Consider the following 13071-nt stretch of genomic DNA (forward strand, 5'->3'; position numbering starts at 1 on the left):
TCTCCTAGCGTCGGTGAATGGCGTCGGAGAGCCGCTCCAGCGCCGTGTCGAGCGTCGCGTCCTTCTTGGCGAAGCAGAACCGGACGACGGAGGTCACGGCATCCTTCTCGTAGAACGCCGACACCGGAATCGCGGCGACCTTGTAGTCATGCACGATGCGCCGGCAGAACTGCTCGTCGGTCTCATTGAGGCCGAGCGGCGACAGGTCGACGGTGAGAAAATACGTCCCCTGCGCCTTCAGCACGGGGAAGCCGAGGCTCTCGAGCCCGGCTGTCAGCCGGTCGCGGCTGCGCGACAGCTCGGCACGCATGTTGACGAAATAGTCGTCGGATTTGCCGAGGCCATAGGCCACCGCCATCTGCAGGTTCGGCGCGGTCGTGAACGTCAGGAATTGGTGCACCTTGGCGGCGACGCGCAACAGCTGCGGCGACGCGCAGACGAAGCCGATCTTCCACCCTGTGAGCGAGAAGATCTTGCCGGCGGAGCCAACCTTGATGGTGCGGTCGCGCATGCCGGGGATGGTGATCAGCGGGATGTGCTCGCGGCCGTCGAACACCACGTGCTCCCACACCTCGTCGCAGATCGCGACCGCATCGAACTCCTGGCAGAACCGGGCCAGCAGTTCGAGGTCCTCGCGCGGATAGACCACGGCGGCCGGGTTCAGCGGGTTGTTGAACAGCACCGCCTTGGTCTTCGGCGAGAATGCGGAGCGCAGCATCTCCTCGGACAGCCGCCAATGCGGCGGCTCCAGCCGCAGCAGTTTTGGAACGCCGCCGGCCTGGCGGATGATCGGCAGATAGGAATCATAGACCGGCTGGAAGCAGATCACTTCGTCGCCCGGCTCGACGACCGACAGGATCGCCGAGGTCAGCGCCTCGGTGCCGCCGGAGGTGACCATCACCTCGCTCATCGGGTCGAGATCGAGCTTGTGCCAATGCTTGTAGTGCGCGGCGATCGCCTGGCGCAGCTCCGGCAGGCCCATCATCGAGGGGTACTGGTTGTAGCCGTTCAGGACCGCGTCCGCAGCGGCGCGGCGGATGTCCTCCGGACCGGGATCGTCGGGAAAACCCTGCCCCAGATTGATGGCGTTGTTGTCGCGCGCGAGCTGCGACATCTGCTCGAAAATGGTGACGGGCAGATCGGCGAAGACCTTGTTCTGCGAGATCATGATCGCCTGTCAGCCGCCGGTCTTGATCGGCAGGCCGGCCGCCTTCCAGCCGAGCATCCCGCCCTGGAGATGCTTGTCATACGGCAGGCCCGCGGCCTGCGCGGCCATCGAGGCCGTCACCGAGCGCTTGCCGGAGCGGCAGGCGAACACGACGTCCTTGCCGGCGGGATCCGGGATCAGCTTCGGGTCGAAAGCCGACAGGGGAACAACGATACCGTCGGGATAGGCTTCCGCAGCAACTTCGTTCGGCTCGCGCACGTCGACCAGGAGAATTCGCCCCTCGGCGATTCCCTTGGCCACGTCCTGCGGGGTCAAATCGTGCACAACAGCCACGCCATCCTCCAAGCCTTCAACCTTCGAGCCTTCAGCAGAGCCGCACAAGGCACCGAACCGGCGCCAAACTCGCCCCGGACGCGCGGAAAATCAAGCGCTTCGGCGACCTGTCGGAGGCCCTGCCCCGTCAGATCGTGACCTGCGTTCCGACCTCGACCACGCGCCCGCTCGGGATCTGGAAATAGTCGGTGGCGTCGTTGGCCGAGCGGCTCATCGTGATGAACAGATGATCCTGCCAGCGCGGCATGCCGGAATGCGCCGCCGGCTTCAGCGCACGGCGCGACAGGAAGAACGAGGTCGACATGATGTCGAACTGCCAGCCGAGCTTGCGCGCGATCGCCAGTGCCCGCGGCACGTTCGGCGATTCCATGAAGCCGAAGCGGAGCGTGACCTTGGAGAAGGTCGGACTGATCTGCTCCAGCCGTACGCGCTCGGAGGGATCGATGCGCGGCGTCGGCGCCGTCTCGATCGTCAGGATCACGTTTTTCTCGTGCAGCACCTTGTAGTGCTTGAGGCTGTGCATCAGCGCGGTCGGCGCGCTCAGCGGATCCGAGGTCAGGAACACGGCCGTGCCGGCGACCCGCTGCGGCGGCCGCTTCTCCAGCATCTCGACCAAGTCGGCGAGCGGGAATTCCAGCTTGCGCGACTTCTCGAACAGCAGCCGGCTGCCGCGCCGCCACGTGTACATCAACGTCATCACGAAGCCGCCGAGCGCCAGCGGCACCCAGCCGCCTTCCAGCACCTTCAGGAGGTTCGCCGACAGGAAGGTCAGGTCGAGGAACAGGAACGGCGCGATCAGCGCAGCCGCCGCGAACGGCGACCACCGCCAGACCTTCCAGATCACGACGAAGCCCATCATCGCCGTCACCACCATCGTGCCGGTGACGGAGATGCCATAGGCCGAGGCCAGCGCGCTGGAGGATTTGAACAGCAGCACCAGCAGCACAACCGAGACCAGCAGCAGCTTGGTGATCCGCGGAATGTAGATCTGGCCGGAATGCGCCTCGGAGGTATGGCGGATCTCGAAGCGCGGCAGCAGGCCGAGCTGGATCGCCTGGCGGGTCAGCGAATAGGCACCGGTGATCACGGCCTGGCTCGCGATCACGGTCGCGACGGTGGCCAGCGCGACCATCGGGATCAGCGCCCAATCCGGAAACATCAGGAAGAACGGGTTCTCGATCGCCTTGGCGTCTGCAATCACCAGCGCGCCCTGCCCGAGATAGTTCAGCGCCAGCGACGGCAGCACGATGAACAGCCAGGCGGTCTGGATCGGCCGTTTGCCGAAATGGCCGAGGTCGGCATAGAGCGCCTCGGCGCCCGTCACGGCCAAGAACACGGCACCGAGCGTGATGAACCCGATGATGCCGTGATGGAGCATGAAGGTGACGGCGTTGAACGGGTTGATCGCCCAGAGCACCTCGGGATGGCGCAGGATCGGCGGCAGCGCCGCGACCCCGATCACCACGAACCAGAGCAGCATGATCGGGCCGAAGAAGGCTGCGACCTTGGCGGTCCCGCGCACCTGGACCGCGAACAGCATGACCAGGATGATGATCGTCATCGGCACGACATAAGGGTCGAACGCCGCCGTCACGAGCTTGACGCCCTCGATCGCCGACAACACCGACAAAGCCGGCGTGATCACCGCGTCGCCATAGAACAGCGCGCCACTGATGATGCCGAGCAGGACGATGATACTGGCGCCGCGGGTGACCCCGCGCTGAGCCAGGGCCATGAGGGCCAGCGTGCCACCCTCGCCATGGTTGTCGGCGCGCAGCAGGATGACGACGTATTTCAGGGTGACCACGACGATCAGCGCCCACAGGATCAGCGAGATTACGCCCATCACGGCGTGCGGCGCCGGCTCACCGCTGCTGCTGGCGGCCATCACGGCTTCGCGCAGCGCGTAGAGCGGACTGGTGCCGATGTCGCCATAGACGACCCCGATGCTCCCCAATGTCAGGGCGGTGAAACTGGCCGTGGAATGGGCATCGCCATGCCCGTTGGTCGCCGGCGTTTCCGCGGGCGTGGCTGCGATGTCGGCTGTCATTGGGGTAGCCCCCTCGAGGACTGGTTGAATGCTTCACTGCACAAGATGGCAGAGCGCGCGGCTTATAGCTGCAGTGATCAAGCGCTGCCCTGCAGTTATTGCAGGTCAGCAACGCTCGATTAACATATCTTCAACGATTCGCGGACGCTGAAACCGCTAAATCGTTACCTGAGTACCCACTTCCACAACGCGTCCCGTCGGGATCTGGAAGTAGTCGGTGGCGTCATTGGCCGACCGGCTGAGACCGATGAATAGATGGTCCTGCCACGCCGGCATGCCCGATTGCGACGACGGCTTGAGCGATCGGCGCGACACGAAGAACGACGTCGACATGATGTCGAACTGCCAGCCTAGCTTGCGCGCCACGGCCAGCGCCCGAGGCACGTTCGGCGATTCCATGAAGCCGAAGCGCAGCCGCACCTTGGAAAACTTCTCGCTGACCTTCTCCATCCGCACCCGCTCCGACACGTCGACCCGCGGCGTCTGCGCGGTCTCGATGGTCAGGATGACGTTGTGCTCGTGCAGCACCTTGTTGTGCTTGAGATTGTGCAGCAGTGCCGTCGGCACCGAGGTCGGGTCACTGGTGAGGAACACCGCGGTGCCCTTGACGATGTGCGGCGGCCGCTTCTCCAGGCTGGACACCAGATCGTCGAGAGGCACCTCGATCTTGCGGGTCTTGAGCATCAGGATCGCCGAGCCGCGCCGCCAGGTCCAGATCGTCACCACCATCGCCGCGCCGAACAGCAGCGGCACCCAGGCGCCCTCCAACAGCTTCAGCAGGTTGGCCGCGAAGAAGCTCATGTCGACGATGACGAACGGCGCGATCACCGCCGCAGCGACCGCGGCGCGCAGGTTCCAGAGCTTCCAGATCACGACGAAGCCCATGATGCCGTCGGCCACCATGGTGGTCGAGACGGCAATGCCGTAGGCGGAAGCGAGATTGCTCGACGTCCGGAACAGCAGGACCAGCAGCATCACGCCGATCAGCAGCAGGCGGTTGACGCGCGGCAGATAGATCTGGCCGGCATGGCTCTCCGAGGTGTAGCGCACCTCAAACCGCGGCAGCAGTCCGAGCTGCACTGCCTGGCTGACCAGCGAGTACGCGCCGGTGATCACGGCCTGGCTGGCGATCACGGTCGCGGCGGTCGCCAGCACCACGAGCGGCAGCAGCAGGATCTCGGGCACCATCCGATAGAACGAGTTCTCGAGCGCGCTGGGATCGGACAGCACCAGGGCGCCCTGCCCGAAATAATTGATCAGCAGCGCGGGCAGCACGAAGAACAGCCACGCCGATTGGATCGGCTTGCGGCCGAAATGCCCGAGATCGGCATAGAGCGCCTCGCCGCCGGTGACGGCGAGAAACACGGCACCGAGCGTCACGAGGCCAATGGTGCCGTGGGAGAGCAGGAAGTGCACCGCATAATAGGGATTGATCGCGGCAAGGACGGACGGATCGTCGCTGATGTGCACGAGGCCCATCACCGCCAGGCATGCGAACCACGTGACCATGACCGGGCCGAAGGCGGAGGCCACCCGCGCCGTCCCCTTGCTCTGCACCGCGAACAGCACCACCAGGATGATCACGGTGAGCGGCACGACATAGTGCTCGAGCGCCGGTGCGGCGAGCTTGAGACCTTCGACCGCCGACAGCACCGAGATCGCCGGCGTGATCATCGAATCGCCGATGAACATCGAGGCCCCGATGACGCCGAGCGCCATCAGGAACATGCTGCGCCGGCCGAGCGCGCGCTGCCCGAGCGCCATCAGCGACAGCGTTCCACCCTCGCCATTGTTGTCGGCGCGCAGCAGCAGCAGGACGTATTTGGCGGTCACCACGATGAACAGCGACCAGAGGATCAGCGAGAGCACGCCGAGGACGATGATCCGCGACACCGGCTGCCCATGGGCGGCGCCATGTGCGGCCTCGCGAAAGGCGTAGAGGGGTGAAGTTCCGATGTCGCCGAACACGACGCCGATGCTGCCGAGCGTCAGCCCCCAGAACCCCGAGGTGGTCGCGGTTTCCTGTCCTTCGGTCGATGTGGCGCTGGCCGTCATGTCGCTTGGAACGCATCTTCCCTGTTTGGCCCGGCGCGTGTGAACGCAGACCGGCCGCAGGTCAAGTCTCAACCGTAGCAGACCTTGGTTCGGAGGCCGTGGCCAAAGAGCATCCGGTTCACAGATGTCTCTTGCCGCGCCGCGGCAAGCCGCCGGGGTATGCAGGGGTCGTGATGCGAATGTCGGATCGGCCGCAGCCGAATCAAGGGCTTGCGACGCTGTTCGTTAGCAGTCGCAGACCGGGCGTGCGGCAATATGCTGCGGATCGTTGATGCGCGACTACGGCTTCAGGTCGGGCGGCAATGGCGGGTCTTCCCGCATCAAGGTGATCGTGACACGGCGGTTGGCCGCCAGCGACGGGTCATCGGGGAACAACGGCTGGGTATCCGCCTTGCCGGAGACCGCAAAAATATGACTGGGCGGCAGCCCTTCCCGCTCCAGGATCTGGCGCACGGCGTTGGCCCGATCGGCCGACAGGTCGAACCCGCCGTAGTCGCTGCGTGACGGGACGAAGCCGGCTGCGGTGTGCCCGGTGATCTGGACCCGCAACGGCGTCGCCTTGAGCGGCGCGGCGAGCTTTTCGATCAGGCGCCGGGTGCGATCGAACGGCGTCTTGGAGCCGTCCGCGAACATCGAGCGTCCGTCCTGATCGACGATCTCCAGATTGAGCCCCTGCTTGGTCTCCTCGAACATGATGTGCTTGGAGATTTCGGTCATCTCCGGCATGTCCTGCAGCGCCTGGCGCAGCGAGGCGGAGGCCAGCGCGAACTGCCGGTCGGTCTTGAGCTTGGCGCCATTGGTGTGCTGGCGCTCCTCCTGCTCGGGGCTCGGATCGCGCGCCGTCTCCTCCGGAGAGATATGGGCGGCGTTCTTCAGCTTCGGCCGGGTCGGCAGGCCATCGGATTCGACGATGCCGGAGTAACGCGACTCGGTTTGCACGCCGAACGCCTCGCGCATCGAGCCGGCGACGACCTTCAGCTTGTTGTTGTCCATGGTCGAGAACGCGACGAGCATCACGAAGAAGCTCATCATCAGGCCCATCAGGTCGGCGAAGGTCACGAACCAGCCGTGCCCGCCGCCATGCGCGTCGCCCCTTTTCTTCTTGGCCATCCCCTAAGCTCCGCTGCCCCCCACGACGCCGCGCTGTTACGCCGGCACCGGCTCGCCTTCTGCGTGACGATGTTTCTCCGGCAGGTACGCCAGCAGCATCTCCCGGACCAGCGCCGGGCTCTTGGAGTCGCGGATCATCAGGATGCCGTCGATGATCAGGGTGCGATTGGTCTCTTCGTCGAGCAGCTTGCCGTGCAGCTTGTCGGCAATCGGAAGACAGAACAGGTTGGCGACCAGCGCGCCGTACAGGGTCGCGAGCAGCGCGGTGGCCATGAACGGGCCGAGCTTCGAGGGGTCGGTCATGTTGGCGAACATCTGCACCATGCCGATCAGCGTGCCGATCATGCCGAAGGCCGGCGCGCAGTCGCCGATCGCCCGGTAGATCTTGCTGCCTTCGTCGAGATGCATCAGGAAATTGTCGCGGTCGCGCTCGAGGTTGTCGCGGATGAATTCGAGGTCGTAGCCGTCGGCCACGTAGCGGATGCCCTTGGCGAGGAACGGCTCGTCGGTCTCGACCTTCTCGAGCCCGACCGGACCCTGCTTGCGGGCGATCTCGGCGATCCGGGCGAGTTCTTCGACCAGGTCGCGCGCCGACAGCCGGCTCATCGTGAAGGCGAATTTGGCGCCGAGCGGCAGGCCGTGCAGCATCGCGCCGAGCGGAAAGCGGATCATGGTCGCGGCGATCGAGCCGCCGAAGATGATGATCATGGCGTGCTCGCTGATGAACATCTCGACGTCGCCGCCGAGCAGCATCATTGTCGCGATCACGATGAAGCCGGCGACCAGCCCCACCCCCGTCATGATATCCATGAGCTTACTCCACCCGCATACGCGAACAACCGGCCATCCTGGACGGGCGCGACGGCCCTGCCCCACGCGCAACCAACACTAGATGCGCGCCATTAAGGACGGGTTACTGAATCTGGTAGGCATAATGAGACGTAAACAGAATGCGGCGAGCGCACGCACGTCTGCGCGCGCGGACAGGTCTCAAGCCGCGGCCGCGCCGGACTTGAGCAGGTTCGTCTCGGCGAAGCGGACCGCCTGCTCGAACGATTGCTGCATCTTGTTGACCATCTCCAGCATCTGCGCCGGCTCCATCGTCGCCGAGCCGACTTCGAGCTCGCGTGACAGCCGCGACAGCGCCGCAAAGCCGAATGTCGCCGACGAGCTCTTGATCGAATGCGCCTCGCGCTTCAGCTCCATGCGGTCCTCGAACTTCGCCGCGAGCTTGCCGAACTTGCCGGAGGTGTCGTCCAGGAAGGTCCTGAGCACCTCCAGCGCATCCTCCTCGCCGAGCTCCGAGATCAGGATCTGGTAGACGGATTCATCGAATTGCACCAGGTCGGTCATGCGACAAGCCTTTCCTTGTGTGTGACGGCCGCGGCGCGAAGCAGAGCGGCGTTCAGTCGATCGCGCGTGACCGGCTTGGTCACGAAGTCGTTCATGCCGGCGTCCGTGCACGCCAGATGGTCCTGGCTGGTGGCGTTGGCCGTCAGAGCGATGATGTAGATGTCCTGGGCGGGCGGCGGCAACGAACGGATCATCCGGGTGGCCGTGAGCCCGTCCATCTCGGGCATCATCATATCCATGAGGATCAGGTCGTAGCTCTGCTTCTGCACGGCCGCGACCGCCTGGGTGCCGTTCTCGACGAGGTCATAGCCGTGGCCGAGCTTGTCGAGCAGCTTCTTGATCACGAACTGATTGGTGAGGTTGTCCTCCGCGACGAGGACCTTGAGCGGCTCGACGTTCGCCGGGCGCTCCTCGACCGGCGTCTCGCCGACCGGCACGATCGTCGCCTCGGGTGCGCTGACCTGCTCGACCTCGGGCTGCGGTTGCGGCTGAACTTCGATCGAGAAAGTGAAGGTGCTGCCCTCGCCGACCTTGCTCTGCACCTTGATGTCGCCGCCCATGCAGGTGACGAGGCGCTTGCAGATGGCGAGGCCGAGGCCGGTGCCGCCGAAGCGGCGCGAGATCGAGTTGTCGACCTGCGAGAACTGCTTGAACAGCCGGCCGACGGCCTCCGCCGGAATGCCCACACCCGTGTCGGCAACCGAGAACACCAGCGTCAGGTTCGGGCCGGCCAAGTTCTCCGCCCTCACATCGATATGGACGCTGCCCGCTTCCGTGAACTTCAACGCATTGCCGACGAGGTTGAACAGCACCTGCCGCAGCCGCGCGGGATCGCCGACGACGTAGTTCGGCACCTCCGGCGCAATCGAGGTCGTCAGCTGCAGGCCCTTCTCCTTGGCGCGCGACACCAGCAGCTCGGCGGTCGCCGTCACCGACCGGTGCAGGTCGAACTCGATATGCTCGATCTCGAGCCGGTCGGCATCGAGCTTGGAGAAATCGAGGACGTCGTTGAGGAGCTGCAGCAGATAGTCGGCGGACTCGCGCAAGGTGGTCGCGATCTTGCGCTGCTCGGGGGCCAGATCCGCCGACAGCAGCAAATCGGCCAGCCCGATCACGCCATTCATGGGCGTACGGATCTCGTGGCTCATCATGGCCAGGAATTCCGACCGCGCCCGCGTGCCAGCCTCGGCGGCGTCGCGCGAGGCGGCAAGGCCGGCCTGATAGCGCGCGATCAGGATGGTGATGATGCCGATGATCACCGTCAGCAACGCGCCGACCAGGAGATCGCGATCGCGGTTGAGCTTGAAGGCGGCGAAGATCTCGTCGGAGGCCTGGCCGACGATGACCACCAGCGGCTGGTCCTTGATGCGCTGAAACGTATAGATGCGAGTGATGCCGTCGATCAGGCTCTTGACCGTGTAAGAACCGCTGCTCTTCTGCTGAATGGCCGACATCACCGGGCTGCCGGCCAGCGAGGAGCCGACGCCGGCGGGACCGGCCGAGGCGCGCGCGCGCACGATGCCGTCGAGGCCCACCAGGGTGACGTTGCCCTTCTTGCCGAGATCGACCGAATTGTAGAAGCTCGACAGATATTCGGGATCGAGCGAGACCACCACGACGCCGCCGAACGAGCCGTCCGGCATGATGATCCGGCGCGTCAGCTGGATCGACCATTTGTTGGAGACGCGGCCGAAGATCGGCTTGCTGATGAAGAGGAAGTCATCCTTGCCGTCGGCATGGACGCGGAAATGCTCGCGATCGCGCAGGTCGAGGCCGCGCATCTTCGGATCGATGTTGCTGGACAGCATGATGCCGTCCTTGCCGATCACGACCACCTGGAACGAGAAGTCCGACAGAAACTGGCTGTTCTTCGCCCACAGCGACATGTCGAAGCTCTGCGGATCCTTGGCATAGGAATCGCGGACATAGAGCAGCGTCTGATCCGCGGCGCGGATCGAGCGAATGATCTGTTCTTCGAACGCGCGCGCGAGATTGGAGCCGTTCTTCAGCGCCGACTGCTCGGTCCGCGCATGCTCTTCCGTGATCGTGTAGAAGATGCCGGCCCACACCAGCGCGATCGCCGACAGTCCGATCACGGCGCTGCCGAAATGCCCGATCAGCCGCACCATCCTGTCGACGGCCCGGTCGAGCCGGCCGAACAACGGCATCGATTTGGATATCAGCCTACGCATGTCTCTCGCCCTCGGAGGACATGCCTAGCGATACAGGCTCGCCATCAGGTAAAGCTTGATGGATAAAATCTTCTCAATGGGCGAGAGCTGCTTAACCTTCGGCCCGTCCGGCGCAATTATGGGTAATCAGTCACCGCGACTGCAGCGCCCCCGTAATGATCCGGGGAAGATCATCGCACGGCTTATCGCAATCAGGTCGCAACGACACTGAGCTGATGAGCCGCACCGGCGTCGCGGCGCGGCTCTGTCAGAAATGCTCAATGAATTTCGGCCGAGCGCGCCAGCGCTGCCTTGAGCTTCTCGAGCGAGAAATCGGCCGAGCGCGCGATCTCCAGGATCGGCGTCTCGCGGCGGGCGCACAGTTCGGCCGCCTCGGGCAGGCTGGCTGCGATGTCGTGGGGGATCACGATCGCGCCGTGACGGTCGGAGTGGATCAGGTCGTCCGACCGCACCGTCATGCCGGCGACACGAACCTGCCCGCCGAAGCTCTCGGCATGCACCCAGGCATGCGACGGGCCGACCGAGCCGGCCAGCGCCTGGAAGCCCGGGGCCCATTGCGGGATGTCGCGGATGGAGCCGTCGGTGATCACGCCGAGACAGCCGAGCGCCTTGTGCACGTTGCTTTGCACCTCGCCCCAGAACGCGCCATAGCCGATATCGGGGCCGTCGATGTCCTGGATCACCACAATGCGCGGACCGTGGCCGGTGCCGACATATTCGTAATAGTCGGTGCGCCGCTGCGCCTGCTCTGCGACGCTCATCCCGGACTTGACCACGGAGCGGATCGTCGCGGTGCGGGCATAGCCGACCATCGGCGGCAGATCGGGAAACGGACAGACCAGAGGCTTGGTCGTATAGCCGATCAGGCGGCGATCAGGCGCCACGATCTCCATCGCATTGCAGATGGTCGGCGTGTCGTAGCGCGCGAGCGCCTCGAGGACGGCGGGAGCGACGGGCGCGGCGGCAGGACTTGTCACGGGCGTTTTCTCCGGATGATGCGGACGGATGTCATCGCCGTCCTTGCATCCGGTATAACTGACGCCTCCTACGCGGCAAAGCTTCGGGCGGCGCGCACCGCCCTGCGCTCAGTGCAGCCGCTCCTGCGGTCGCTGCTCCTGCTCGGGTGCGGCACCCGGCGTGAATGTCGGCGCCGCGGGTGACGGCGACTGCGGGGCTGCCGCGGCAGCGGCCAGAGCCGCGGCATGCCGCGCCGCCTGCTGGCGGTACAGCCGCCACCCGAACGGCAGGCTCACCATGTACAGGATCGAGACCGCCGACAGGATGTGCCAGGGATAGACCACGATCAGCGCGACGAAGAACACCACGGCGGCGAACACCGGCAGCACGAGTTCCGGCGAGACGCGCATCCGCGTGGTCTTGCCGGAAAACACCGGCAGCCGCGACACCATCAGGAAGGCGATCAAGAGCGTGTAGAGCGCCGTCACCAGCGCCGGCGGCCTGGGCAGGTCGAGGAAGGCGAGATAGACGGGCAGCAGCACGGTGATGGCGCCGAGCGGCGCCGGCACGCCGGTGAAGAAATTGGCGGCGAAGGGCGGCTTGTTGGGATCATCGATGCTGGCATTGAAGCGCGCCAGCCGCAGCCCGCCGCTGATGGCGTACATCATTGCGGCGATCCAGCCGCCGTCACGCAGCTCATGGAGCTGCCAGAAATACAGGATGAGACCGGGCGCGACGCCGAAATTGACGAAGTCGGCGAGGCTGTCGAGCTCCGCGCCGAATTTCGACTGGCCCTTGATCATGCGGGCGATGCGGCCGTCGATGCCGTCCAGGAAGGCGGCGAAGACGATGGCGCCGACCGCGAGCTCCATGCGCCCTTCGGTCGACAGCCGGATCGCGGTCAGGCCGGCGCAGATCGCCAGCAAGGTGATCATGTTCGGCACCAGCAGCCGCACCGGGATCGGGCGGAAGCGGCGACGGCGCAGGTCGGGAGAGGTCGGATCGAAGCTCATGATCACACCGCAAAGTGGATGGTCCAAACCTTGTGCCGCGACGCGGCCCAAGGTCCCGTTAATGAGTCACGCCGACCGGGCGGCGGTTCACTGACTCCGGAAGCTCAGGCCGGGCACCGTGACGTCGAAATCGGCCAGGATGGTCTCACCGGCGATCGCGGTCTGTCCTTCGGAGACCAGAACCTCGACGCCGTCGGGAAAATAGACGTCGAGCCGCGAGCCGAAGCGGATCAGGCCGAAGCGCTCGCCTGCCCCCAACGTCTGCCCCTCTCGCACGAACGAAACGATCCGCCGCGCCACGAGGCCCGCGATCTGCACCACGCCGATCTTGCCGTGCGGCGTCGAGATCGCCAGCGAGTTGCGCTCATTGTCCTCGCTCGCCTTGTCGAGCTCGGCATTGAGAAAGGCGCCGGGGCGATACGAGATCTTCTCGATCCGGCCGGCCACCGGGCTGCGATTCACATGGACGTTGAACACGCTCATGAAGATGGACACCCGCAGCAGCGGCCGGTCACCGAGGCCGAGCTCGGCGGGCGGCAGAGCCCGGGTGATCATGGAGACGCGCCCGTCGGCCGGCGACACCACCAGCCCGTCCCGCTGCGGGGTGACGCGGATCGGATCGCGGAAGAACAGCGCACACCAGACGGTGAGCAAGGTGCCGATCCAGCCGAGCGGCGTGAAGATCCAGAACAGGATCAGGCTGACCAGGGCGAAGGCGCCGATGAACGGATAGCCTTCGGGATGGATCGGCGGGATCTGGGCACGGATGGAATTGCTGATCGACATGGCCTGCTTCGTTGAGATGTCGTCCCTCTGACCTCAGAGCGGACCGCCGCCTTG

At 65.2% G+C, this 13071-nt stretch carries 11 protein-coding genes; all 11 read right to left on the reverse strand.

Going from position 1 to position 13071, the window contains the following annotated elements:
• Window positions 1-4 precede the first annotated feature (4 nt).
• The gene (locus tag BRAD285_RS19970) at window positions 5-1168 is read right to left on the reverse strand and encodes an aminotransferase (RefSeq protein ID WP_006609139.1); all 1164 of its coding nucleotides are present in this window, start codon (window positions 1166-1168) and stop codon (window positions 5-7) included.
• A 9-nt stretch (window positions 1169-1177) separates the two neighbouring features.
• A complete protein-coding gene (locus BRAD285_RS19975; RefSeq protein ID WP_006609140.1) occupies window positions 1178-1501 on the reverse strand; it encodes a rhodanese-like domain-containing protein in 324 nt (107 codons plus the stop codon).
• Between the two features lie 127 nt (window positions 1502-1628).
• Window positions 1629-3551: a potassium transporter Kup gene (locus BRAD285_RS19980; RefSeq protein WP_006609141.1), complete on the reverse strand. Its 1923-nt coding sequence runs from the start codon at window positions 3549-3551 to the stop codon at window positions 1629-1631.
• Between the two features lie 156 nt (window positions 3552-3707).
• Window positions 3708-5606 carry a potassium transporter Kup gene (locus BRAD285_RS19985; protein WP_006609142.1) on the reverse strand — a complete coding sequence of 633 codons (1899 nt, stop codon included), beginning with the start codon at window positions 5604-5606 and terminating at the stop codon, window positions 3708-3710.
• A 279-nt stretch (window positions 5607-5885) separates the two neighbouring features.
• Window positions 5886-6716: a flagellar motor protein MotB gene (locus tag BRAD285_RS19990; RefSeq protein WP_006609143.1), complete on the reverse strand. Its 831-nt coding sequence runs from the start codon at window positions 6714-6716 to the stop codon at window positions 5886-5888.
• A 36-nt stretch (window positions 6717-6752) separates the two neighbouring features.
• Window positions 6753-7526 carry a motility protein A gene (locus BRAD285_RS19995; RefSeq protein WP_006609144.1) on the reverse strand — a complete coding sequence of 258 codons (774 nt, stop codon included), beginning with the start codon at window positions 7524-7526 and terminating at the stop codon, window positions 6753-6755.
• A 180-nt stretch (window positions 7527-7706) separates the two neighbouring features.
• Window positions 7707-8069, reverse strand: a complete 363-nt coding sequence (locus BRAD285_RS20000) for an Hpt domain-containing protein (protein ID WP_006609145.1) — start codon at window positions 8067-8069, stop codon at window positions 7707-7709.
• The gene (locus BRAD285_RS20005; protein ID WP_006609146.1) at window positions 8066-10261 is read right to left on the reverse strand and encodes a hybrid sensor histidine kinase/response regulator; all 2196 of its coding nucleotides are present in this window, start codon (window positions 10259-10261) and stop codon (window positions 8066-8068) included. The genes BRAD285_RS20000 and BRAD285_RS20005 overlap by 4 nt, the downstream gene beginning before the upstream one ends.
• 257 nt (window positions 10262-10518) lie before the next feature.
• Complete coding sequence (locus BRAD285_RS20010; protein WP_006609147.1) at window positions 10519-11238, reverse strand: RraA family protein; 720 nt, start codon at window positions 11236-11238, stop codon at window positions 10519-10521.
• A gap of 108 nt (window positions 11239-11346) precedes the next feature.
• Window positions 11347-12231 (reverse strand): phosphatidylcholine/phosphatidylserine synthase, encoded by an 885-nt coding sequence (locus BRAD285_RS20015; RefSeq protein ID WP_006609148.1) that lies wholly within the window; start codon window positions 12229-12231, stop codon window positions 11347-11349.
• An 87-nt stretch (window positions 12232-12318) separates the two neighbouring features.
• Window positions 12319-13017, reverse strand: coding sequence for a phosphatidylserine decarboxylase (locus tag BRAD285_RS20020; protein WP_006609149.1), 699 nt, complete (start codon window positions 13015-13017; stop codon window positions 12319-12321).
• Between the last annotated feature and the right edge of the window lie 54 nt (window positions 13018-13071).

Source organism: Bradyrhizobium sp. ORS 285, assembly GCF_900176205.1.
In the GTDB taxonomy this organism is placed as follows: domain Bacteria; phylum Pseudomonadota; class Alphaproteobacteria; order Rhizobiales; family Xanthobacteraceae; genus Bradyrhizobium.

Excerpts from the sequence above, each read along its gene's own strand:
- BRAD285_RS19970 (WP_006609139.1), bottom strand. The coding sequence starts at position 1,168 with ATGATCTCGCAGAACAAGGTCTTCGCCGATCTGCCCGTCACCATTTTC.
- BRAD285_RS19980 (WP_006609141.1), bottom strand. The coding sequence starts at position 3,551 with ATGACAGCCGACATCGCAGCCACGCCCGCGGAAACGCCGGCGACCAAC.
- BRAD285_RS19985 (WP_006609142.1), bottom strand. The coding sequence starts at position 5,606 with ATGACGGCCAGCGCCACATCGACCGAAGGACAGGAAACCGCGACCACC.
- BRAD285_RS19990 (WP_006609143.1), bottom strand. The coding sequence starts at position 6,716 with ATGGCCAAGAAGAAAAGGGGCGACGCGCATGGCGGCGGGCACGGCTGG.
- BRAD285_RS19995 (WP_006609144.1), bottom strand. The coding sequence starts at position 7,526 with ATGGATATCATGACGGGGGTGGGGCTGGTCGCCGGCTTCATCGTGATC.
- BRAD285_RS20000 (WP_006609145.1), bottom strand. The coding sequence starts at position 8,069 with ATGACCGACCTGGTGCAATTCGATGAATCCGTCTACCAGATCCTGATC.
- BRAD285_RS20005 (WP_006609146.1), bottom strand. The coding sequence starts at position 10,261 with ATGCGTAGGCTGATATCCAAATCGATGCCGTTGTTCGGCCGGCTCGAC.
- BRAD285_RS20015 (WP_006609148.1), bottom strand. The coding sequence starts at position 12,231 with ATGAGCTTCGATCCGACCTCTCCCGACCTGCGCCGTCGCCGCTTCCGC.
- BRAD285_RS20020 (WP_006609149.1), bottom strand. The coding sequence starts at position 13,017 with ATGTCGATCAGCAATTCCATCCGTGCCCAGATCCCGCCGATCCATCCC.